The sequence below is a fragment of the Sphingomonas sp. IC081 genome (genome assembly GCF_006874585.1).
In the GTDB taxonomy this organism is placed as follows: Bacteria; Pseudomonadota; Alphaproteobacteria; order Sphingomonadales; family Sphingomonadaceae; genus Novosphingobium.
This window is the reverse complement of record NZ_CP029761.1, coordinates 1,820,313-1,842,509: the sequence shown is the minus strand read 5'-3', so window position 1 is coordinate 1,842,509 and position 22,197 is coordinate 1,820,313. Positions and strand designations below refer to the sequence as shown.

The 22,197-nt window shown below is 63.8% G+C and carries 20 protein-coding genes and 1 tRNA gene; 13 read left to right on the top strand and 8 right to left on the bottom strand.

What is annotated here, in order from left to right; all coding sequences use genetic code 11:
* Positions 1 to 87: 87 nt before the first annotated feature.
* The 7 genes from DM450_RS08950 (at position 88) to prsR (ending at position 10,029) form a co-directional block, all read left to right on the top strand.
* On the top strand, positions 88 to 906 hold the full coding sequence (locus tag DM450_RS08950) for an inositol monophosphatase family protein (RefSeq protein ID WP_142634155.1): 819 nt from the start codon (positions 88 to 90) through the stop codon (positions 904 to 906).
* A 92-nt stretch (positions 907 to 998) separates the two neighbouring features.
* Positions 999 to 1,082, top strand: a tRNA-Leu gene (locus tag DM450_RS08945).
* A 601-nt stretch (positions 1,083 to 1,683) separates the two neighbouring features.
* Complete coding sequence (locus tag DM450_RS08940) at positions 1,684 to 3,507, top strand: hypothetical protein (RefSeq protein WP_142634154.1); 1,824 nt, start codon at positions 1,684 to 1,686, stop codon at positions 3,505 to 3,507.
* Positions 3,508 to 3,595: 88 nt separating this feature from the next.
* Positions 3,596 to 4,933, top strand: a complete 1,338-nt coding sequence (locus DM450_RS08935) for an amidohydrolase (protein ID WP_142634152.1) — start codon at positions 3,596 to 3,598, stop codon at positions 4,931 to 4,933.
* Between the two features lie 203 nt (positions 4,934 to 5,136).
* On the top strand, positions 5,137 to 6,522 hold the full coding sequence (locus tag DM450_RS08930) for a TIGR03013 family XrtA/PEP-CTERM system glycosyltransferase (RefSeq protein WP_142634150.1): 1,386 nt from the start codon (positions 5,137 to 5,139) through the stop codon (positions 6,520 to 6,522).
* Positions 6,519 to 8,639 carry an XrtA/PEP-CTERM system histidine kinase PrsK gene (gene prsK / locus DM450_RS08925; RefSeq protein WP_142634148.1) on the top strand — a complete coding sequence of 707 codons (2,121 nt, stop codon included), beginning with the start codon at positions 6,519 to 6,521 and terminating at the stop codon, positions 8,637 to 8,639. The genes DM450_RS08930 and prsK overlap by 4 nt, the downstream gene beginning before the upstream one ends.
* A 1-nt stretch (position 8,640) precedes the next feature.
* Complete coding sequence (gene prsR, locus DM450_RS08920) at positions 8,641 to 10,029, top strand: PEP-CTERM-box response regulator transcription factor (RefSeq protein WP_142634146.1); 1,389 nt, start codon at positions 8,641 to 8,643, stop codon at positions 10,027 to 10,029.
* Here prsR and DM450_RS08915 read toward each other — a convergent pair.
* Positions 10,004 to 10,486 carry a GNAT family N-acetyltransferase gene (locus tag DM450_RS08915; protein ID WP_260610347.1) on the bottom strand — a complete coding sequence of 161 codons (483 nt, stop codon included), beginning with the start codon at positions 10,484 to 10,486 and terminating at the stop codon, positions 10,004 to 10,006. The genes prsR and DM450_RS08915 overlap by 26 nt on opposite strands.
* A 6-nt stretch (positions 10,487 to 10,492) precedes the next feature.
* Entirely contained in the window at positions 10,493 to 11,362 is an 870-nt protein-coding gene (gene panB / locus DM450_RS08910; RefSeq protein ID WP_142634144.1) for a 3-methyl-2-oxobutanoate hydroxymethyltransferase, read from the bottom strand.
* Positions 11,363 to 11,595: 233 nt separating this feature from the next.
* Here panB and DM450_RS08905 point away from each other — a divergent pair, with 233 nt between their 5' ends.
* From DM450_RS08905 to DM450_RS08890, 4 genes are all read left to right on the top strand, one after another.
* Positions 11,596 to 13,158 carry an amino acid permease gene (locus tag DM450_RS08905; RefSeq protein ID WP_142634142.1) on the top strand — a complete coding sequence of 521 codons (1,563 nt, stop codon included), beginning with the start codon at positions 11,596 to 11,598 and terminating at the stop codon, positions 13,156 to 13,158.
* Between the two features lie 234 nt (positions 13,159 to 13,392).
* Positions 13,393 to 13,590, top strand: a complete 198-nt coding sequence (locus DM450_RS08900; protein WP_142634140.1) for a hypothetical protein — start codon at positions 13,393 to 13,395, stop codon at positions 13,588 to 13,590.
* A 51-nt stretch (positions 13,591 to 13,641) separates the two neighbouring features.
* The gene (locus DM450_RS08895) at positions 13,642 to 14,352 is read left to right on the top strand and encodes an extensin family protein (protein ID WP_142634138.1); all 711 of its coding nucleotides are present in this window, start codon (positions 13,642 to 13,644) and stop codon (positions 14,350 to 14,352) included.
* Between the two features lie 273 nt (positions 14,353 to 14,625).
* Positions 14,626 to 14,871, top strand: a complete 246-nt coding sequence (locus DM450_RS08890) for a hypothetical protein (protein ID WP_142634136.1) — start codon at positions 14,626 to 14,628, stop codon at positions 14,869 to 14,871.
* Positions 14,872 to 15,448: 577 nt separating this feature from the next.
* On the opposite strand, the gene DM450_RS08885 is transcribed toward DM450_RS08890, so the two are convergent.
* The 6 genes from DM450_RS08885 to DM450_RS08860 form a co-directional block, all read right to left on the bottom strand.
* Positions 15,449 to 15,751, bottom strand: coding sequence for a PIN domain-containing protein (locus DM450_RS08885; protein WP_142634134.1), 303 nt, complete (start codon positions 15,749 to 15,751; stop codon positions 15,449 to 15,451).
* Positions 15,752 to 16,246: 495 nt separating this feature from the next.
* On the bottom strand, positions 16,247 to 16,804 hold the full coding sequence (locus tag DM450_RS08880) for a 3'-5' exonuclease (RefSeq protein WP_142634132.1): 558 nt from the start codon (positions 16,802 to 16,804) through the stop codon (positions 16,247 to 16,249).
* Positions 16,801 to 17,967: a hypothetical protein gene (locus DM450_RS08875; RefSeq protein ID WP_142634130.1), complete on the bottom strand. Its 1,167-nt coding sequence runs from the start codon at positions 17,965 to 17,967 to the stop codon at positions 16,801 to 16,803. Before DM450_RS08875 ends, DM450_RS08880 begins: the two co-directional genes overlap by 4 nt.
* On the bottom strand, positions 17,967 to 18,863 hold the full coding sequence (locus tag DM450_RS08870; protein ID WP_142634128.1) for an AAA family ATPase: 897 nt from the start codon (positions 18,861 to 18,863) through the stop codon (positions 17,967 to 17,969). The genes DM450_RS08875 and DM450_RS08870 overlap by 1 nt, the downstream gene beginning before the upstream one ends.
* A complete protein-coding gene (locus DM450_RS08865; RefSeq protein WP_185928742.1) occupies positions 18,860 to 19,354 on the bottom strand; it encodes a hypothetical protein in 495 nt (164 codons plus the stop codon). The genes DM450_RS08870 and DM450_RS08865 overlap by 4 nt, the downstream gene beginning before the upstream one ends.
* A gap of 2 nt (positions 19,355 to 19,356) precedes the next feature.
* A complete protein-coding gene (locus DM450_RS08860) occupies positions 19,357 to 20,301 on the bottom strand; it encodes a CBASS oligonucleotide cyclase (protein ID WP_142634126.1) in 945 nt (314 codons plus the stop codon).
* Between the two features lie 202 nt (positions 20,302 to 20,503).
* Here DM450_RS08860 and DM450_RS08855 point away from each other — a divergent pair, with 202 nt between their 5' ends.
* Complete coding sequence (locus tag DM450_RS08855) at positions 20,504 to 21,568, top strand: helix-turn-helix domain-containing protein (RefSeq protein ID WP_142634124.1); 1,065 nt, start codon at positions 20,504 to 20,506, stop codon at positions 21,566 to 21,568.
* Between the two features lie 3 nt (positions 21,569 to 21,571).
* Positions 21,572 to 22,063: a hypothetical protein gene (locus DM450_RS08850; protein ID WP_142634122.1), complete on the top strand. Its 492-nt coding sequence runs from the start codon at positions 21,572 to 21,574 to the stop codon at positions 22,061 to 22,063.
* Positions 22,064 to 22,197: the final 134 nt, after the last annotated feature.

The window sequence follows — 22,197 nt, the reverse complement described above, 5'->3', positions numbered from 1 at the left end:
ATCGATATTCACGGCGGTTCCGCTTTTCACGGACTTGCCCTCCAAGCATAACCGGCCGGTTCATCCGGCCCTCGAAGGACTAAAGGTATTATGGCCATCTCCGGTCTCATGCGCGTGATGGAAAAGGCGGCTCGCAAGGCGGGCAACCGCCTCCGCCGCGACTTCGGCGAAATCGAGCACCTGCAGGTCTCGCGCAAGGGACCGGCGGACTTCGTCTCGAAGGCCGACCAGGCTTCCGAACGCACGATCTGGGACGAACTGCGCGCCGCTCGTCCCGATTGGGGCTTCCTGTTCGAGGAAGCCGGCGAGATCGAGGGCGATCCCGACAAGCCGCGTTTCATCGTCGACCCGCTCGACGGCACGACCAACTTCCTGCACGGCATTCCGCACTTCGCGATCTCGATCGCGGTGCAGGAGCCGCGTCTCGACGGCAAGGGCTGGGGCGAAGTCACCGCCGGCCTCATCTACAACCCGGTCACCGACGAATCGTACTGGGCCGAAAAGTCGCGCGGCGCCTGGCTGCACGACAAGCGCCTGCGCGTTTCCTCGCGTCGTCACATGGACGAGAGCGTGATCGCCACCGGCATTCCCTTCGCCGGTCATGGCGACGCGGGCAAGTGGACCAAGATCTACCACGCGCTGGCGCCGCAGGTTGCGGGCATCCGCCGGTTCGGTTCGGCTGCGCTTGACCTCGCGTGGGTTGCGGCCGGTCGTTACGAAGGTTTCTGGGAAGCCGACCTCAAGCCCTGGGATACGGCCGCGGGCTGCCTCCTCGTGCGTGAGGCAGGTGGTTTCGTGTCGGACTGGAAGGGCCGTTCGCAGGTGATCTGCGATACCGAAATCCTTGCCGGCAACGATGTTCTCCACTCCCGTCTGCACAAGTTGCTGGTAACTGCACTCAAGTGACTTGAGTGCGAGCGCCGGCGCCGCTAAGCGTGCAGCGCCGGCGCCGCTTGCCCTCGGTTTTCCAGGGCGGGCGGTCAGCACGCGGCAAGCGTGCCCCTGTGGCGGAATGGTAGACGCGAACGACTCAAAATCGTTTGTCGCAAGGCGTGCCCGTTCGAGTCGGGCCAGGGGCACCATGCAATCGATCTTCGGCGCGAAACTCCGGTTTCGCGCCGAAATCGTTTCCGGCCCGGATTTCGGGCTCCTTCTGCGTCTGCCTGGCCAGTCGTTTCAACGACTTGTCGCATTTAACGGTGAATCACTGCCCAGCCGCGCAAGAATCGGTCATTGGCGGTTTCGCACTTGATGCGTCGATGTCTGCCAATCGCGGTTCCGCCGGCCCTGGCCGTGTTTCTCATGATCGCGATGGACGTCCGTATCGAGGATTGCCGGAAACCGATCCGTCCAGTGAGTGCCGAGTCTGGACAGGATAGCATTGCGCGGTTGCCCCTACTGCCGCGCAAGGGGTTCCGGCACTTCCCGCAAGTTCGCCTTGCCGTCCCCATAGGCGGTCGAGGTCGCTTCGGGTCGCAAAGCGGGCAGAAGCACAGCTTCGCCCCGTCGCGCCGGTCCGTTCCGGGGGGAGCGGGCCGGCGCGCATTGCCGCGTGCGGTGGCAACACAATTGGCGCGAAATGCTCCTTTCCCTTCAAAAGCTGCGCTGAAAGCCAAGTCGCGGGCGATCAGTGTGTTTGCCAAGTCCTTCACTCTCTAGTATTTTGTCGGTGAAGGGGACGATATGGAACCTAGCGCCGCCGATTTTCACGACGCCTTATTGCGCGTCATCGGGTCATCAACCTTCCGCTCGTCGCCGCGTCTTTCCGAACTTCTTGTCCATCTTGTCGAACAGACCCTCGCCGGCCACGCCGATCGTCTGAAGGGGTATGCGATCGCCCTCGATGTCTTCGGGCGGGACGAGGGTTTTGACGCATTCTCCGATTCGATCGTGCGCGTGCAGATGGCGCGCCTGCGCAAGGCCCTTGTCGAGTATTATGGGGGGGAGGGGGCGCGCGACCCGGCGCGGATCGTTCTCTCGCGCGGTTCCTATGTGCCGTCGCTCGAACTGGCAGCGGCTCTCCAGCAGCCGGCGAGCGATGGCGACGATGCCGCTGCGGCCGAGCCGGAAGTCGCCGCAGGGGCGCAATTGCCGCTCGAGGCGGCGGAACGCACCGGTAGCGCCGCCCTCGAAGCCGGTGACGTGGAGGATGCGTCGCCTGAGCCATCGCCCTCGGCCGGCGCCACTGAGGCTCTCCTTCCATCCACAGCGTCCCCGGGCAAGCGCAGGGCATGGATACTGCTGGCGGTGCTCGCCTTGGTGTCGGCGCTGGTGATCATCTATTGGCCCGGCGAACTGCGCGATACGGTGGTATCCCGCGCCGGCGAGATGCCGCGCGGGCCGACCGTCTATGTTGCGCCCTATTCGCTGACGGGGGGAACCGCGCAGGCCGTTCATGTGCGCGACGGGTTCCAGTACGATCTGGTGAACTATCTGTCCCAGCTGCCCAATCTCGCGGTGATCGGGCTCGATCCGCGCGGACTTTCTCCGACCATGGAGCGCCGGGCGCGGACCGCGCCGCGTGGCAGCACTTTTGTGCTTCAGGGCGCGATCCTGATTTCCGGCGACAAGTTCCGCGTCAACTCCAGCCTGGTGCGGGTTCCCGGCGGTGTGGTCGTCTGGTCGGAAAGCAGTGACCTCATGACGGTCGAGCCCAGTCGCATCCTGCAGATGCAGGCGGACATAGCGCTCGGTGTCGCCTCCCGTCTCGGCCAGCCCTACGGGGTGATCCATGAGACCATGCGGCATGACCTCGAAAATCACCGCAGCCTGTCGATGGACGACTATTTCTGCGAACTGGAAGCGTTCCAGTTCATGCGAGAAAAGCGCCCGGAAACCTTGCCGCCGGTCAAGGAGTGCCTGACCCGGGCCGTGGCGCGCCAGCCGAACTATTCGAATGCCTGGGCGCTGCTGTCATGGATCCATACGCACCAGGCGGTCAGCAGCGGCGCCGGGGCATCGCGCGAGGCGCTCGATGCGGCGGAAAGGGCGGTGGCCGCCAACGCCACCAATGCGCAGGCCTATCAGTATCTGGCGATAGCGCGGTTCCATAACGGTGATTTTGTCGCCGCGCGCGAGGCTATCGGCAAGGCTCTGGCGATCAGCCCGAACAACGCCGAAATCCTTGCCGAGGCGAGCCGGCTTCTCGGCGTGCTGGGCGAGCATGACAATGCGCCGGCCTTGGCCGAGAAGGCCATAAGCCTCAATCCCGGTCACCCGGCATGGTATTGGTCGGGGCTGACGATCGATGCGCTCTATCGCCGCGATGGACAGAAGGCGGTGCGTTACGCGCGGCTCGGCGCGGACGATTACGGGCTTATCCCGCGCTACCTGCTGGCCTCGGCGCTGGCGCTCAACCAGCAGCCGAAGCAGGCGGAATCGGTGCTGGTGCAGGCGGCTAAGGATTTTCCCAAGGTCGCACGGGACCGGCGCGAGTTGATCCGGGAAATGCACATGCCCGAATTCATCAGCGGACCGCTTGAGGCGCAGGGCCTCTTGGGAGGCTGAGCATCCTGTCCGATCCGGTTGATTGCATGCGATAATGGCATGGCGGTAGGCGCTTGCAGGGAGCGAGCAGGAGCCATAGGCTGCGGGCATGAAAACCCTGCTCCATTCCGCCGCTGCGCTGTCCGTCTGCGCCCTGTTCCCCGCTTCAGCGCAGGCTGCCTCGACGGCGCCGGACGTGGCGACGGCGATCGCGCGGGATCTGCCCGGGTTGATGACGACCTACCGCGACCTTCATTCGCACCCTGAATTGAGCAATCAGGAAGTGCGCAGCGCGGCCGTCCTCGCCAAGGCGGCGCGCGAGGCCGGTTTCACGGTTACAGAGAAAGTGGGCGGCACGGGCGTCGTCGCGGTGCTCAGGAACGGAGAGGGGCCGACCGTCCTGATCCGGGCGGACATGGACGGGCTGCCGGTGATCGAGCAGACGGGGCTGCCGTTTGCCTCGGTCCAGCGCGGAACGTCGACCGCGGGTGTCGAAAGCGGCATCATGCACGCTTGCGGGCACGACACCCACATGACCGCGTGGATCGAGACGGCGCGGCTGATGGCCGCGCGCAAGTCGCAGTGGTCGGGCACCCTGGTCATGGTCGGGCAACCGGCCGAGGAAACCGGGGAGGGTGCCTTGGCGATGCTCAAGGACGGGCTCTACAGCCATTTCCCCAAGCCCGACTACACGCTGGCGTTTCACGATTCGGCGGATCTTCCGGCCGGGCAGGTGGGGGCTGCGGTGGGCTGGGCGCTCGCCAACGTGGACAGTGTCGACATCGACGTGAAGGGCATCGGCGGCCACGGTGCCTATCCGCAGGCGACCAAGGATCCCATCGTCCTGGCCAGTGCGATCGTCATGAAGTTGCAGACGCTCGCCAGCCGCGAGACCAACCCGCTCGATCCGGTGGTGGTTACGGTCGGCTCGTTCCATGCGGGTGCCAAGCACAACGTGATTTCCGACGATGCCAAGCTGCAACTGACGGTGCGCAGCTACTCCGACGAGACGCGCAATCGCCTGCTCGACGGCATCCGCCGCATCGCGCGCGGCGAGGCCATCGCCTCGGGCCTGCCGGATCCGCTGATGCCGGTCGTCACCGTCAAGGAGCCGCATACCCGGGCGACCTGGAACTCGCCGGAATTCACGCAGACCGCCGTTGCCGATCTCAAGGCGCAGATGGGCGAGGCCAATGTCGTCGTCACCCCGTCCGTCATGGGCGGCGAGGACTTCGGCGAGTTTCGCCGCGCGGACGAGGACCACATCCAGTCGGTCATCTTCTGGGTCGGCGGGGTCGACCCCGCCAGGCTGGCGGCGGCGAAGTCGGGCGGCGCGCCCTTGCCATCGCTGCACAGCCCGTTCTGGGCACCGGTGGCGGACAAGGTCATCGCCTCGGGCAGCGAGGCGATCACGCTCACGGCGCTGCGGCTGATGCCGCGCCGATGAGTGCGGGGAAGGGGGCATCGTCCCCCTTTTTCGTCGGGGCTTGCTGTAAATCGGGCCGACGCTTTTTCGCTAAATACCGTTTCTGGCGGGAAATATCGCGCGTTTAACGGTTGCGCCCTGTCAGATTTACCGACAGTTTACCCATTATCGGTAGCTGTAGGGAAGGGCCGCGACCGGCCCGTTGACTGGCGAAACGCGCGACGATGATTCGTCTTTTCAAACACTATATCCCTCACGCCGTCGTGCTGCTGTGCTTCGTCGACCTCATTCTGCTGATGCTTGCCAACGAAGTGTCCTGGCGGCTGCGGGCCGAGCAGATCGGCATGGATCCGGGCGATGTCGTGCAGCGTTTCGGGGTTCACGCTGCCTTTGCCGGGGTGATTGTCATGGCGATGGTGGCGGTCGGCGTCTACGGCGCGGATGCGCTGCGATCGATGCGGTTTGCCGCGGCGCGGCTGCTGGTGGCGGTATCGCTGGGCATCATCGCGCTTTCGTTTGTCGATTTCCTGTTCGCCGGGCAGCATTTCTGGCGCTCGACGCTGGCCTATTCGATGGCCTTCGCGATCTTCCTGCTGATCGCCAACCGCCTGCTGCTGAGCGGCCTGCTCGGCACTTCGGCGTTCCGCCGCCGGGTCCTGGTGCTGGGCGCCGGGGACCGCGCGCGGCGCCTCTATCAGCTTGCCGAACGGCCGGAGAGCGGCTTTGCCATCGTCGGCTACATTGCCATGAGCGAGGCGCCGCCGGTCGTGGAGGAAGCGATCGCCCGCAGCGCGATCCACGATCTCACCCGTTTTGTCGGCAACCTCGGCGTCAGCGAAGTGGTGCTGGCGCTGGAAGAACGGCGCAACGCGCTGCCGCTCAAGGATCTGCTGCGGATCAAGACCACCGGCGTCCACGTCAACGAATTCTCCAGCTTCCTGGAGCGTGAGACCGGGCGGGTCGATCTCGATACCGTCAATCCCAGCTGGCTGATCTTTTCCGACGGTTTCTCATCCGGCCGGATGTTTTCGAGCGCCGCCAAGCGTGTCTTCGACGTCTGCGCCTCGGCGCTCCTGCTGGTTCTGACGGGCCCCGTAATCCTGCTGTTCGCACTGATCGTGAAGATCGACAGCCGCGGCCCGGCATTCTACCGCCAGCCGCGGGTCGGCCTGTTCGGCGAGCCGTTCGACGTCATCAAGCTGCGCTCGATGCGCACCGATGCCGAGGCGAACGGCGCCCAGTGGGCCGAGAAGGACGATCCCCGCGTCACCCGGGTGGGCCGCTTCATCCGCAAGGTGCGGATCGATGAACTGCCGCAGGCCTGGAGCGTGCTCAAGGGCGAGATGAGCTTTGTCGGCCCGCGGCCCGAACGGCCCCAGTTCGTTGCCGATCTCGAAGGGCAGCTGCGCTATTACGCCGAACGGCACATGGTGAAGCCGGGCATCACCGGCTGGGCGCAGATCAACTACCCCTATGGCGCCTCGATCGAGGATTCCCGGCACAAGCTCGAATACGATCTCTACTACGCCAAGAATTACACGCCGTTCCTCGATTTCCTGATCATCCTGCAGACCTTGCGGGTGGTGCTGTGGAGCGAGGGAGCGCGATGATCGATGCTCCGGCGGCCCTGATCTGGTCCGGTCTGGGCAGCGTGCTGCATCTGGCCGGCACGATCGCGGTGGCGAGCCTTGCCTTCTGGCTCTGGCCGCGCCGCAGCCGGTTTGCCCGTGCCGGCGTGCCGGTGGTCTGTGCGCTGTTCGTGACGGCGATCTGGGGGGTGGCCTCGGTCGCCAGCGGCGATGTGCTGGTGCGTTCCTTTGCCGAGACCGCGCGCAACCTCGCGTGGCTGGCGGCGGTCTATGCGCTGTTTGCCAGTGACGGGCGCCATGACAGCCTGGGCCCGATCCGGCCGGTAATCTACGCCCTGGTCTTTGTGGAACTGATGCACCTGGGCACCGACATCGGCCTGTCCCGGCTGGCGTTCGATCCGCGGGTGCTGGAAGTCGCGTTCGACTTTACCGTGATGTTCCGCCTGCTGGTCGCGGTAGGCGGACTGGTGCTGGTCCACAATCTCTATGCCGGGGCGCCGCGCGATGGCCGGGCGGCGCTGCGCTGGCCTGCTACCGGACTGGCGGTGCTCTGGGCCTTCGACCTCAATCTTTACACGGTAGCCTACCTCGGCAGCAAATGGCCGGTGGAACTGGGCGCGCTGCGCGGCATCGCCACGCTGGTTCTCGCGGCCTGCCTTGCCATCGGCGGTGCCCGCAACAGCGACGAACTGCGCCTGCGCCCTTCGCGGGCGGTGACGTTCCAGACCTTCTCGCTGCTGGTGATCGGGGGCTATCTTGTCGCCATGGTCGCGGTGGCTCAGTGGCTTGCCTATGTCGGCGGCGACTTCGCGCGTATCATCGAGCTGGCGTTCCTCACCCTGGCGAGTGCCTTTGCGCTTGTGGTGCTGCCCTCGCGGCGGGTGCGCGGCTGGCTCAAGGTGACGACGGCCAAGCACTTCTTCCAGCACCGCTACGATTACCGCGAGGAATGGCTGCGCTTCACCCGCACGATCGGCAGCGGCGGCGAACAGGCCCTGCCGCTGGCCGAGCGGGTCGTTCAGGCGGTGGCGGACGTCACCGCAAGTCCTGCCGGGCTGCTGCTCACGCCGGGCGATCAGGGTGATCTCACGCTCGCCGCGCGCTGGAACTGGCGCGATATCGAGGTCCCGGCGGTTGCCTATCCCGCCCGGGCGTTGGCTCCCTTCGAGCAGAACGCATTCATCGCCGATCTCGACGATCAGCGCACCGGCTTCACGGCGACCGGTTATGAGGTGGAAGTACCGGCATGGCTGCTGGCCGAGCCGCGCGCCTGGGCGCTGGTGCCGCTGGTTCATTACGAAAGGCTGGTCGGCATGGTCGTGCTCGCCCGGCCGCAACTGGCCCGCAAGTTCGACTGGGAGGACTTTGACCTCCTGCGTGTCATCGGACAGCAGCTCGCCAGCTATCTGGCCGAGAACGCGAGCCAGGAAGCGCTGGCGGAATCGAGCCGGTTCGAGGACTTCCACCGCCGCATCGCCTTCGTGATGCACGACATCAAGAACCTCGCGAGCCAGTTCAGCCTGCTGGCGCGCAATGCCGAACTCCATGCCGACAAGCCCGAGTTCCGGGCCGACATGCTGGTGACGCTGCGCAATTCCTCGGACAAGCTCAATGCCTTGTTGGCGCGCCTGTCGCGCTACGGCAACGGCGCGGTCGACAAGCTGGAGCCGGTGCCCGCCGGAGAGGTCGCCCGCACGGTGATCGAGCGGTTCCGGGGCAATCCGCAAGTGGTTCTGGCGGAAACCATCGAGGTGATGGTGACGGCCAACCGCCATTCGCTTGAACAGGTGTTGCTGCATCTGCTGCAAAATGCGCTGGACGCCAGCCAGCCTGACAGCCCGGTGTTCCTCTCGCTGCTCAGCGATGGGCTGAATGCCCGTTTCGAGGTGCTCGATTCCGGTTGCGGCATGTCCGCCGAATTCGTGCGCAATCGCCTGTTCAAACCGTTCGTTTCCACCAAGAGCGGTGGTTTCGGCATCGGCGCATTCGAGGCGCGGGAACTGGTGCGGGCGATGCGGGGGCGCCTCGACGTCGAATCGCGCGAAGGGCTGGGTTCGCGCTTTGTGGTGCGGGTGCCGCTGGCTGCCGCCACCGATTTCTACCAGACGCTTGCCGCCAAGGATCAGAAGGTAGCCTGAGATGACCGAGACTGCCGCAAAGGCGCCTGCGAAGGCTCTTCCCAAATTGCTGATCGTCGAGGACGATGCCGGGCTTCAGGCGCAGCTCAAGTGGGCTTACGAGGATTTCGAGGTCCTGATCGCCGGTGACCGGGCGCAGGCGATGGCCCTGCTGCGTTCGGAAATGCCCGACGTGGTCACGCTCGATCTCGGACTGCCGCCCGATCCCGATGGCGTGACCGAGGGATTCGCGGTGCTGGACGAGATCATGGCGCTCAAGCCCGACACCAAGGTGATCGTTGCCTCCGGGCACGGCGCGCGCGAATCCGCGCTTCAGGCGATCGCGCGCGGGGCTTACGACTTCTACCAGAAGCCGGTGGACATCGATGCGCTGGGCCTCATCGTGCGCCGCGCATACCAGTTGCACCGCCTCGAGGACGAGAACCGCCGTCTGGCTTCCAAGGTCGACAAGGACGACAAGGTGCTTGGCCGGATGATCACGGCGGCACCGGAAATGGTGCGGGTCGCCCGCACGATCGAGCGTGTGGCCAATACCAATGTTTCGGTCATGCTGCTGGGCGCTTCGGGGACCGGCAAGGAACTGCTGGCGCGCGGGCTGCACGAGGCGAGCGGGCGTGCCAAGGGCGAGTTCGTTGCGATCAACTGCGCCGCGATCCCCGAGAACCTCCTTGAAAGCGAGCTGTTCGGCCACGAGAAGGGGGCCTTCACCGGCGCCGTCAAGACCACGCCGGGCAAGATCGAGCAGGCCGGCGGCGGCACCCTGTTCCTCGACGAAGTGGGCGACATCCCGCTCCAGCTGCAGGTCAAGCTGCTGCGCTTCCTGCAGGAACGCGTGATCGAGCGGGTAGGCTCGCGCGAGTCGATCCCGGTCGATACCCGCATCGTCTGCGCGACCCATCAGGATCTCGAGGCGATGATCGCCGACGGGCGTTTCCGCGAAGACCTGTTCTACCGTCTCGCCGAGATCGTCGTGAAGATCCCGAGCCTTGCCGAGCGGCCGGGGGATGCCACGCTGCTCGCGAAAGTGTTCCTCAATCGCTATGCCAAGGAAATGAACCCGCGGGTGCGCGGCTTCTCGGCCGATGCGCTGGCGGCGATCGATGCCTGGCACTGGCCGGGCAATGTGCGCGAACTGGAAAACCGGGTGAAACGCGCGGTCATCATGGCGGACGAGAAGCTGGTCGGCGCCGTCGACCTCGATCTGGCCGAACCCGACCAGCAGGTCGCCAATGCTCTCAATCTCAAGACCGCGCGCGAGCAGGCGGACCGCAAGGTCATCCGTCATGCGCTGGCGCGTAGCGAGGGCAACATTTCCAGCACGGCCAAGATGCTGGGCATCAGCCGGCCGACGCTTTACGATCTGCTCAAGCAGTACGACCTGCAGGGCTGAGCGCCAGCATCATGAACTGGTTGTGCGGGCTCGCCTCATAGTCGGCAAAGGGCGGGCATGAGGTGAAGCCCCGGCTGCGATAGAGGCCGATCGCGGGCTGGTGCAATGGGGCGGTGCCGGTTTCGAGGTAGAGCCGGGCATGGCCACGCGCCCGCGCCTCGGCAACGACATGATCGAGCAGGGCGCGCCCGACGCCGGTGCCGCGCGCATCGGGCGCTGCACGCATCGACTTCAGTTCAGCGGCGTCTTTGTCCAGTTCCTTCAGTGCCGCGAACCCGGCCAGCGCACCGCCGCGCCAGGCGGTCCAGAAGGTCACGCCGGGAGCCGAAAGCCCGCTCGCATCGAGCGCGAAGGCGTGTTCACCCATGACCGCGGCGAGTTCGCGCAAGTGGTGCTCCAGCAGCGGTGCGACATGCGCCGCCGCCGGATCGTCGACCCTGATGTCCGGCGCCGTCACGCCCGATTACTTGGGCTGGTAGGTCTGTTCGGCACCCGGGAAGGCGCGCGAACGGACTTCCCGGGCATATGTCGCGGCCGCTTCGGAGACGAGTGCGGCCATGTCGGCATAGCGCTTCACGAAACGCGGAACCCGCTCGAACATGCCGAGCATGTCTTCGGCCACCAGCACCTGGCCGTCGCACTGGGCCGAGGCACCGATGCCGATCACCGGGATTTCGAGGCTTTGCGTCAGCGCGATGGCGATGGGCTCGATCACCCCCTCGACCACGACCGAGAAAGCACCGGCCTCGGCCACGGCCTTGCCGTCGGAGATGATCTTGGCATGCTCTTCCTGGCTGCGGCCGCGCGCACCGTAGCCGCCCAGCGCGTTCACCGCCTGCGGGGTCAGGCCGATATGGGCCATCACCGGGATGCCGCGGCGGGTCAGGAAAGCGATGGTTTCGGCCATGGCGGTGCCGCCTTCGAGCTTCACGGCGGCGCAGCCGGTCTCGGCCATGATCCGCGCGGCGGAGGCAAAGGCCTGTTGCGGGCTCTCTTCATAGGAGCCGAACGGCATGTCGACGACGACCAGCGAATGATAGCTGCCGCGCACCACCGCGGCGCCGTGCGCGATCATCATGTCGAGCGTGACGGGCAGGGTGGAGGGCAGGCCATAGATCACCTGGGCCAGCGAATCTCCCACCAGCAGGATGTCGCAATGCTCGTCGAGAAGCTGCGCCTGACGCGCGGTATAGGCGGTGAGCATGACCAGCGGCTCGGCCGTGATGCCGCCGGCCTTGCGGCGCTGGATGGCCGGTACCGTCAGGCGCTTCATCGGAGCCGGGGTGGGATTGGCGCGGCTGGTCGCGGTGTCGAGCTGGAAGGTCGTGGACATGGGCGTGCTTCTAGCGCCTCGTCCCCTCGCGGCAAACCCGCAAAGACGCATGCGAACATGTCCTTGAGCGGCCCGGAGAGTGCCCTGAAAGTGCTTGAGGTATGCCCTTGGCGGCGTGTTTGCCCAATTTTGTCATCGAGATGCAGCAAACGTGGGGTTACCGATGCGTAAACCGCTTGCGCTGAGCACGCATCACGCTAGCGTCGCGCCCATACAAGAACTCGGGGGTCCTAATGTTCGGACGCGTAAAACCGCTCGACGCCATTTTGGCGACAGCGGAAAAGAAATCTCTTCACCGGTCGCTTGGACCTGTCCAGCTGACGCTGCTGGGCGTCGGCGCCATCATCGGTACCGGCATTTTTGTTCTTACCGCCGCTGCGGCCCAGAAGGCTGGCCCCGGCATGATGTGGAGCTTTGTCATCGCCGGCGCGATCTGCGCGGTGGCGGCCCTGTGCTACTCGGAACTGGCCTCGATGGTGCCGGTTTCCGGCTCCGCCTACACCTATAGCTATGCCGTTGTCGGCGAACTGCTGGCCTGGATGGTCGGCTGGGCGCTGATCCTCGAATATGCGGTGGCTGCCTCGGCCGTTTCGGTCGGCTGGTCGGGCTATTTCATGGGGCTTCTCAAGAGTTTGACGGGGTTCGAGTTACCCGAATTGCTCTCCTCGGGGCCGGCATGGTCGCTTTCGGGCGTCGATTTCAGCCACGGCATCATCAACGTTCCCGCCATCTTCGTGGCGCTGGCGGTGACCTCGCTGCTGGTGATCGGCACCAAGGAAAGCGCGACCTTCAACGCGATCCTCGTCGCCATCAAGGTTGCGGCGCTGACGATGTTCATCGTCTTCACCCTGCCGCTGATGAAGGGCGAGCATTTCATGCCCTTCGCGCCCAATGGCTGGTTCGGTCCGGCGGGTAGCAGCGGCCTCGGCATCGTTGGTGCGGCGGCGTCGATCTTTTTTGCCTACGTCGGCTTCGACGCGGTTTCGACCGCGGCCGAGGAAACCAAGAACCCGCAGCGCAACGTGCCGATCGGCCTGATCGGCAGCCTGGCGCTGTGCACCGTGTTCTACCTGCTCGTCGCTGCCGGTGCCATCGGCGCTGTTGGCGCCCAGCCGACGGCAACGGGTGTTCAGCCCGGTTCGACCGAGTTCGCCATGCAGTGCGCCGCGCTCGCCAAGCAGGGCCAGGTTCCGCTGGTCTGCTCGAACGAGGCGCTCGCCCACGTCCTGCGCGCGGTCAACTTCTCGGTTGCCGGTGACCTCATCGGCCTGGCCGCGAACCTCGCGCTGCCGTCGGTCATCCTGATGATGCTCTATGGCCAGACCCGCATCTTCTTCGTGATGGCGCGTGACGGCCTGCTTCCCGAGAAGCTGGCGACCGTCCACCCCAAGTGGAAGACGCCGCACATCGTGACGATGATCACCGGCGTGTTCGTGGCCGTTGCTGCCGCGCTGCTGCCGGTGGGCCAGCTGGCCGACATCTCGAACTCGGGCACGCTGTTCGCGTTCCTGATGGTGTCGATCGCGGTGCTGATCCTGCGCGTGCGCGATCCCAAGCGCCATCGCCCGTTCCGCACGCCGCTGGTCTGGGTGGTCGCGCCGATCGCGATCGTCGGCTGCCTCGTGCTTTACTTCAACCTGCCGGTCGAGGCGATGCTGGTGCTCCCCGTCTGGGGCGGCCTCGGCCTCATCGTCTATTTTGCCTACGGCTACCGCAAGAGCCACATCGGCCGCGGTCTGGTCGAAGTGCACGAAGCGGATGCCGACGCGCCGCCGCAGCCGGTTCCGCCGGTCTGAGCGTTGCGTTCGCAAACTGTTTCGGGAAAGGGGAGCTTCGGCTCCCCTTTTTGTTAGCCGGCCTTTTTTGTTAGCTGGCACGTGGCCGTGCGCACGCTCGTGCACCGGATGCTCACTGCATTTGCCGGAATTATCCACAGCCTGGCAAAGGTGGTTCCCGGGCGTTTTTGGTAAGATCAAATTTACCAATTCCTGCCACGGTGCAGGGCAGGCTCACCTAACCAGGTTAATGAAATGGCTGTCATCAAGGCACTGGTCCCGGGATTTCTGCTTACCTGGGTCGTTTCGCTCGTGATCGGCTCGCAAGGGTCGCGCGGAGGCATGCTGGTCATCACCCATACCTATTACCAGGGGCATGAACTCTACTGGTCCTGGCCCCTGTTCCTCGGAGCGACCGGCCTGGCGTGGGCCATCTTCTCCCTGCTCGAATAAGTCCCTGGCGCTGCCGGGGGAGCGGATCGCCGAGAAGGACGTTCATCCGGTATGACGTCCCTGTTCGATCGGGCAGCGCTGGCCGCGCTGCTGCTGGCATGCCTGGGCCTCGCGGTGCTGAACTGGCTGCACGACCATCCCGGTTCCAATCCCTGGGCGCCGCTGGTGCTGACCGAACGGCCCGGCTGGGCCACCGCGCGCAAGCTGGACGCCCTGCGCGCGGATGCGGGGACATGCAGGGCCTTTCTCCAGCACAGCGGCCTTGCCGACAATCCCTTGCCGCCGCAGGGGGAGGGAGCCTGTCGCCGCGAGGATCGTCGGACGGTGCTGCTCGCCGAAGCGCAGCTTTCGCCGCAGCGGGCCGAGGCGACCTGCGCGGTCGAGGCGGGGCTGGCCTGGTGGCTGCGGCACGGTGTCCAGTCACGCGCAGAGGCGATCTATGGCAGCCCGGTCGTGGAACTGGAGCATCTCGGAACGGTGAACTGCCGCCGCATCGGAGGCGGCGACACGGGGGCCTGGAGCGAGCACGCCACCGGCAACGGCATCGACATTGCCGCTTTTGTGCTGGCCAATGGCCGCCGCATCGAGGTGCGCCGCGACTGGAAGGGTGGCGGCCGTGATGCCGCATTCCTGCATGCCGTGCGTGACCATGCCTGCGGGGCTTTTTCGACCGTGCTGTCGCCGGACTACAACGCCGCTCACGCCGACCATCTTCATCTCGACCAGATGCGCCGCCCGGCGTCGTGGAGCGTGTGCCGCTGATCGCATCGCGGGCGTTGCAGCGCCCTGATCCGGTGCGAATCCCGGCGTGGAATCGGGATGCGACGAAGGGCGATTCCGCGAGTCCAAGAGGTCGAATCGGTTGCCGGGACAGTTCTGTGGGCAAGCTGTAAACAGGCTGTGGGAAGCATGTGGAAAAGCAAAGTCCGTGCTGGAACGGAGGATTCGCCGCGACTAGGAGGGGGGCTGCACCGCAATCGAAAAGCCATTTCGATCAAGCTGGTGCTGCCCGAAACCCTATCGATGGAGATCCTCATGACCGGGGCCGAACTGGCTCTCGCCCGCAAGAATCGCGGGTTGACCGAAGCAGAACTGGGCAAGGCGATCGGCTATCGCGATCCCGCGCGTGCGGTGCGCCGTCTCGAGGCGTCGAGCGCGGTCAATTCCCGGGCGCTGACGATGATCAAGGTGATTTTCGGAACGGTCGACAAGGACAACGTGCGCGAGCGAGGCTCACGGCCGCGCATGGCGCATCCCGATCAGCTCTCATTTGCCTTCTGAGCGCGCTGGGCGCCTTCCAGGCGCTTCCAGGCGGGCCCGCAGAGAGGCTTGGAGGCGTCAGGGATTGGGGGAGCGTGTTGTGCGCAAATGTTGCTGTAGGCCGCTGTCCATGCAGCAGTTCTTCGCAAGGTTCTTGCGGGAGGTGTCTATATGGGAGGAGGATGGTCTCGTCAGCGAGACTGGTGACCCCTACGGGAATCGAACCGGGCGACCGGGGTAATACAGGGTAATGCAGGGGAAGCAAGCCCTTGAATTGCCTTTGGTGAATTACCCTGTGTTACCCTCCAATCCCCTAAATGGGCCACCTAAATGGGCCATGTTAGCACCTATAAAGCGGCTGCGGCATCAAGTGGGCTGGCTATGCGGAATATGACCGCAAAGCTGCCAAACTTAACCAGCTAGGGCTGACCGATCATTCGGACGCGGCCAATAGTGCGGCGAGTTTCAGGTGTGTGTCCTCGCGCAGCGGATCGACGATTGTCAGTCCTCGCGTCCCGAAACCATCCTGCATGTCCTTGAACAGGAGCAACGTACAACCTGCCTCGGCGGCGGCCGTGACAATGAGCGCATCCGAGAATTATAGCTTGTGGTCGATAACGAGATCGGCTGCCGCCAGTGCAGTCCTTGTCTCCGAAGCCGACGTCCCGAACGCTTCGGAAAACTCCAGCAGGATCGCGCGCGCCTCCTGTGCGCTTGCTCCGCCACGCCGCAGGACGACAAAGAGTTCTCCGAGCGTCTGCGTCGGGGCGATCAAACTGGCGTTATTCCCGAGACGCCCGATCAGTTCACGGACCCGCACGATTTTTGGTTCGTCCTCCGCGCTTCGGCTAACGCCGGCGAGATAAGCAAGGATGTTGCTGTCCAGGGCGACGCGGGTCATTCGTACAGATCGTCGCGCGACCACTCCCCCGAATGCCGGACGGGCAGGCCTGCGACGAAAGCCAGCAGTCTCTGCACCGAGCGCTTCTCCCGATGGCGATATCGTCAGCTATTCGTTTCGCGAGGCGAGGGATCTGATCGCCTGGCTGCGGGAGGATGGCGACTATATGGATTGGTATTGCAGCGGAGGCGTTGGTGTCGTGGTTCCCTGGATCGGGGATGCACTGGCCGCCGAGGGGTGGAACTGGACAACGACAGAGAGAAAGATTGCCTCTTCGAGTTGAGGAATGGCGATAGCGATACACCGGTGCAACGTCGGCTTTGGCGGACAATGGGGGACTGACCGGAATTCGACGCTGGATCGATGAAGCCGCCCTTCGTTCAGTTAAGGCGCGCTCTGCACTTGGCGCTGAAGCAGGCAACATTGTCGTGCAACCTCGTAACTAAGAAGCAGCACTCAAGCCTCCGTTGCATCGGATAATTTAAGCTTGGGATATCATTCCCCTTGAGGCACAAGTTTTGCCCGGATTAGCCGGAATATCTCTGCCTGATAGCGAGCATCGGCCAGGGCATCGTGTGTGCCAGTAAGGGTCGGCGCGAGCTTTTGCGCGATCCGGCTCGACCGGGTGTCCGCCCAGGAACAGCCGGTCGCTCCCATATACAGCGCCTTGATGTCGAGCGCGGTGAAGCCGAATGGGTTCTCCCCAAGGAAGCAATGGAAATAGTAATTGATGAATGACCAGTCGAAGGGAGCGTTGAACCCCACGAATATGATGGTCGCATCATTGCCGCCCAGATCAGCCAGCCATCGCGCAAATTTCTCCATGGCGAGACGAGGTTCCTCGCCAGTTTGCGCCAGCGTCGCCAGGGACAGTCCGGTTACTTCGAGAGCCTTGGGATCGAACCTGTTACCGATGGGTTTGAGCTGACAGGAAAAGGCCTCTTCCGGCGCGAAGGCCAAGCAGGCCCCAATGGACAGCAGACTGTATTCGCCCGGGATAGGCCCCGCCGTCTCGACATCGACGGAAACGAATATCTCGCGCTTTTCGCTCATGAGATCAGCGGCTCCGTTGGCACAAGAGAGGGGCGATTGCGGATCGCGTTCCAATGTTCGCGAAATGCGCGTTTGCGATCCTCGGCACTGCCGCTCGTTTTCCAGTGTAGGCCGGAAAATGTCGTGATGTCGAATGGCAGGCTGGCCCCCTCGCGCACCATGACCATGGTCGGCAGGCAGCGTCCAAGGGCATAGCCCAGTTCGAGAAAGCAGTTGGGCCGGGCACCGGTGATATCGGCCAGAACAATGCTGCTGCGATGCAGCTTGGCGAATATTTCCTGATCGATACGCGCATGCTCATAGGTTTGCCGCCCATCGATCACGACCAGACGGTAACCCAGTTCGTCCTCGATCACCGGCTTGACCACCATATCGAAAAAGGTCTGGACGTCATCATAGTCCTCGAGATCGGGATTGAGCAGGCGAACCGCGAAGGCTTTTGGCCGCTCCAACGCCTCGAGAAGATCGACCAGCGCGGAGATGCGATCCGGGATAGCCTGCCGGCTCGGAAAGCCGATCCGGTTGATCCAGTCATGGGCATCGCCATCATCCGCGATCTGGAACAGGCGGCGGGTATGGCTGCTCGCCAGCCCGAAATTATAAAGCCGCCGTGCGCCCTTCGTCTCTGCGCAGAGCGGCAGATTGAGCGGCACGATCGGCTTGCCGGCATCGTGATAGAGGTTGGCCAGATAAAGAACGCCTTCATCTCCGCCCAGGACGACGAGCACATCGCCAAAGCGCGCCTGCGCCTCCATCCGCTTGCTGTTCATATTCCATTGGGCGGCACTCTCGATCTTCACGAGCTGGGACGAGCGCAGTTCGTCCCAGAGCCCGGTGTGCTCCTCGGGGATCTGCTCCTCGGTCTTGTGATGCTGGACGGCGACCACGAAGGGGCCTGGCACATTGGGCGGTCTTTGCGCCAGACTGTCCTTCACGGCCTTCCAGATCAGCCAGTCGAAACAGATCGGCATGCCGTCGGCTTCGCGGACAGGTTCGGCATCGACCGGGATGACGAAATTGGCGCCGCGCCTGACCAGTTCCCTGACCAGACCGGCAAGGAATGTGCGGGCGGCTTCCACGTCGGCCGTCGGCGCGACGGCGATATCCTTGGTGGTGCTGCCGGAGATGTGGATGCGGCGTCCGAACAGCGGTGATCGCGCCATCACTTGTCCTCCATGACGGGCGAGGCCTGAAGCGTGGTCGCAACCGAGAGCAGATCCTCGAACCGCAAGGCGCGATCAGGATAGGCCTGGGCGAGCGCCGTTGGATAGAGCCGCGTGCGGATATCGGAATAGGTCCATGGCGGGCGTCCCTCGCGCGCCGCCGTGGCCTGAACCAATTGACCGATCTGCGTCGTACTCGCATCGAGGCCCGCCAGATCCATCCGGAAGAGTTCGCCGCGTTCCGCGTCCGATGGCCGGCAGAACTCTTCGACGATCGCCGCACGGCGCCTGAGCGCCGCGTCGAGAACCGACAGGCGGTTGGTGCACAGGATGACGACGATACGCCCGCCATATTGGCGCAGGTCATCGACGCCCTGGATCAGCGTGTTGACCGCGACCTTGTCTTCATGATGGCTGTGGTCCTGTGAACGCGATGCGCCCAGGCTGTCCCCTTCATCGATGATGAGGATGGCGCGGCGGCTCTTGCCGGCAGCCTGGACGACCTTCTGGAAGGCTTCGGTGATGAGGCTTCCCATCTCGCCTACCATGCCGCTGCCGCGCACCCGGTTCGACAGCTTGAACAGCATGGAGTCGGAGCTCCTGGCCTCCGCGACAAGCCGGTTTGCGATACATTCCGCTGTCGCCGTCTTGCCGGTGCCGACGTCGCCATGAAAGATCACCAGCGGATATTGCTCGGCGACGAGATCGCACAGGGCGAGCTTGCCGCCATGCTTCTGACGATTCCAGTCACCCAGGGCGCCGACATTGAGCAGCAGGCGAAGCTGGTCGTGGACGCGGGTATAGCGGGCATCGAACCCCAACAGCCGCTTTTCCCGCCCGGCCAGGACATCGCTGGGCAGCGCGATTTCGCTATCGAAGATGCTCGGCTGGCTCATGCTGCCCAATCCTTGCGCTGCATGCCATAGGCATTGCTGACATAATTGCGCCCGCCCGAAGAACTCAGGCTCGAATGGCTTGTATCGTCATAGGACGTTGTCCATCCGATCTTGAGCTTGCCGCTCGTCTTCTGGCGCGCTTCCTCGGTATAAGCGGCGGTATAGCTGATGATAATCCGCAGCGTCGCCCCCGATAGGCGGGGCCAGAGCACACCGCCCGGGCGGCTTGTGATCAGGCCGCCGGCATCGGTATCGACATCGAACCGGACGGCCTTCTTCTCGACCCCATATTGGAGCAGGGTGAGATCGACCCAGGCGAGATAGCCCGCCTTGGCCAGAACCTCGATGTCATGGGCATAGTCGGCGGCCTGCTGCGCCGTCCAGGCACCGGTGCTGTCGGCGATCATGGCAAGATCGGCCTTTACCCGGCGCACGACATTCTCGACGTCGGTCGTCGTATAGGTGGCGGATGCCGTTCGCGTCTGGCTCATGATCAGTCCTCCACCTTGAAGCCGGGGCCGAAGAGTTCCTTCCAGACCCCATTGTCGTCTTCCACGGATGCGAAGTTTGCCGTCTCCCAGGCCTCCTGCGCCGCGGTGACGATTTCCTTGCGTTCCGCCTCGGAAATCCGGCTGGCGACATTGTTGAGACTGTAAACCGGATCGAGGATCACAACGGGATCGGAGAACGATCCGAAGGGGGCGTTGTTTTCCGGGAAGCGGATTTCCTCCTTCAGACCCGATTGGGCGATATAGAGGAGGAAGTTGCGAAAGCGCTGTTCGATGCTGCCTGCCTTGCCCTGGGTCGCGAGAACGTGCGCCATGATCAGTTCGATGGTGAACGACTTGAGCGGCTTGAGTTCGGCATAGTTGCGCCACTTCTTCCCCATGCGCACGAGCGTGCGGAAATCCCCGTCCTGGTTCTTGCGGTCACGCACGAACTGGATCTGGCAGGGCGCGCAGGTCTGGATCTTCGAACCATCGTGGATGTCATATTGCCAGCCATATCCCGGCCGGCTGGCATCCTCGATCACAGGCACGATATCCACGCTGAGTCCCGACCCCACGAACTTCACCGTGGCGGCCTTGCGCTGAATCTCGAAGTCCTCGACCGATTTGTTCGGATAGATCTTGACCAGCAGATCGTAGATCGTGGCGCTGAGGCTATCGAGGGTTTCTTTGGTCGCGTCGCGGTCCGAGATGTAGAACACCACATCAACGTCCACCGGGTCCGACGCCGTCCGGCGCAGGATAGTGAACTTGGCGAAGGAGCCCGCCTTCACCACCTTGGTGATCTTGATTTCAGTCTTGTCGCGGACGCTCTTGCACAGCTCGGTGATCAGCCGGTCTACCTGCGCGTGATATTCCTTCCGCTTGTCCGCCGGCAAGCGCAGGACGTTGCTATCATAATATCGCAGTTGCGTGTTACTCAAACCCATTGCCCACCCCTTTCCGGCTCGGCATCGCAAGCCGGACAGAGGCCGGCTCCCTCGCGCCATCGGTTTACAAGAAACGAGGAAATCGTGGCGTTGAGCGAAATTTAGGATCAGTTTACCGCATTTCAAGAGGTTTCAGTTTACAAAATACATCTTATATCGCAGCTATGGAAACCAGCCTGTGGGGGCGATGAAGGAGACCATCATGATCGGAAACAAGCTCAAGGTCGCGAGGTCGGCGTCCGGCCTGTCGCTGCGTGCGCTGGCCGATGCGATGGATGGCGTAGTTTCTGCCCAGGCCATCGGCAAATATGAGCGCAACGAGGACATGCCGAGTTCTCGCGTCCTGATCGCGCTTGCCAGGGCGTTGGCGGTTTCCGAGGAATATCTGCTGAGCGAGGATGAGCTATCGCTGGAAGGCGTGGACTTTCGCAAGAAGGTGGGCACGTCCTCCCGCGAGGAAGCCATGCTCGAGGCGCGCGCAATCCACATGCTCGAACGCTATCTCGCGGTCGAGGACATGCTCCAGATGCGTAGTGTCGAATGGGAGCAGCCGCGCAGTGCGCCGCATCCGGTGGCCGATATCCGCGATGCCGAGGATGCGGCCCGTTCCGTTCGGGACGACTGGGGGCTCGGCAACGACCCTATTCCGCATCTGGCCGAGTTGCTGGAAGAGCGCGGTATCAAAGTACTGTCGCTCGATCTCGATGACGTGGATGGGCTTGCTGCCAAGGTGCGGCGCAAGGGCAGCGATGCGGCGCGTGTCATCGTTATCAAGCAAAGCTCCTGGTCGGAGCGCAAGCGCTTCAATCTGGCGCATGAACTTGGCCATATGGTCATCGCTCCCTCCGGGGGCGTGGATGAGGAAAAGGCCGCGCATCGCTTCGCCGGCGCATTCCTGATGCCAGCAGATGTGCTGCGCGCCGAAGTCGGCGCCCACCGCTCCTCGATCAGCATCGGCGAGCTGGTTGCGCTTAAGAAGCTGTTCGGAGTCAGCATCCAGGCCCTGGCCTATCGCTGCAAAGATCTGGGCATCATTAATCAGGCCGCATGTGCCCGCCTTTTCAAGGTTTTTGCGGAACGGGGCTGGCGCACGGCACCCTTCGAGGAACCGGAGAGCATGAAGCCGGAACTGGAAGAGCCGCGTCGCTTCGAGCGGCTATGCTATCGCGCTCTGGCTGAAGGCGTGATCGGAGAATCGCGGGCCGCCGAGCTACTCGGCATCTCCGTGCGTGAGCTCGACCGTCGACTGGATCAGGTGGCAGCCTGATCCGTGACGGTCTTGGTTTCCGACACTTCGGTCATCATCGACCTCGAGCGGGCTGACCTTCTCGATGAGATGTTCCTGCTGCCCTTCGAGTTCGCGGTGCCCGATCTCCTCTACGTTCGCGAACTGGAGGGAGAACTCGGCGACAGGCTGATGGCGCTCGGGCTGCGTGTGGAGGAACTCACGGTCTCCGAACTGCGACGCGCGACCGGCGTCAATCGCCAGCATCAGAAGCTCTCAGTGCCCGACACCTTTGCCTTCGCACTTGCGGAGTCGCGGACATGGACGCTGTTGACCGGCGATGGAATCCTGCGCGAACTAGCCACTGCCGAACAGATCGCCATGCATGGGGTTCTGTGGCTCTTTGACCAGATGGCCGATGGCAATCATGTTCAGTTCAACCGGTTGCATGGCGGTCTGACCCAGCTTTTCGAGCATCCGCGCTGCCGCCTTCCTGCGAATGAGGTAAACCATCGTCTGGCTCGGTTTGCCGGCTGACATGGCTAGACAGGACAAAGACCAGTCGAGGGCTCGTCCAAGCGCGAAACAGTCGGGTTAGCTTAATAATTGCCCTTGAATACGCGGGATCGGCAACGCCAGTGCGGCGCAATGCCCTACGCCCGGAGGCCAAG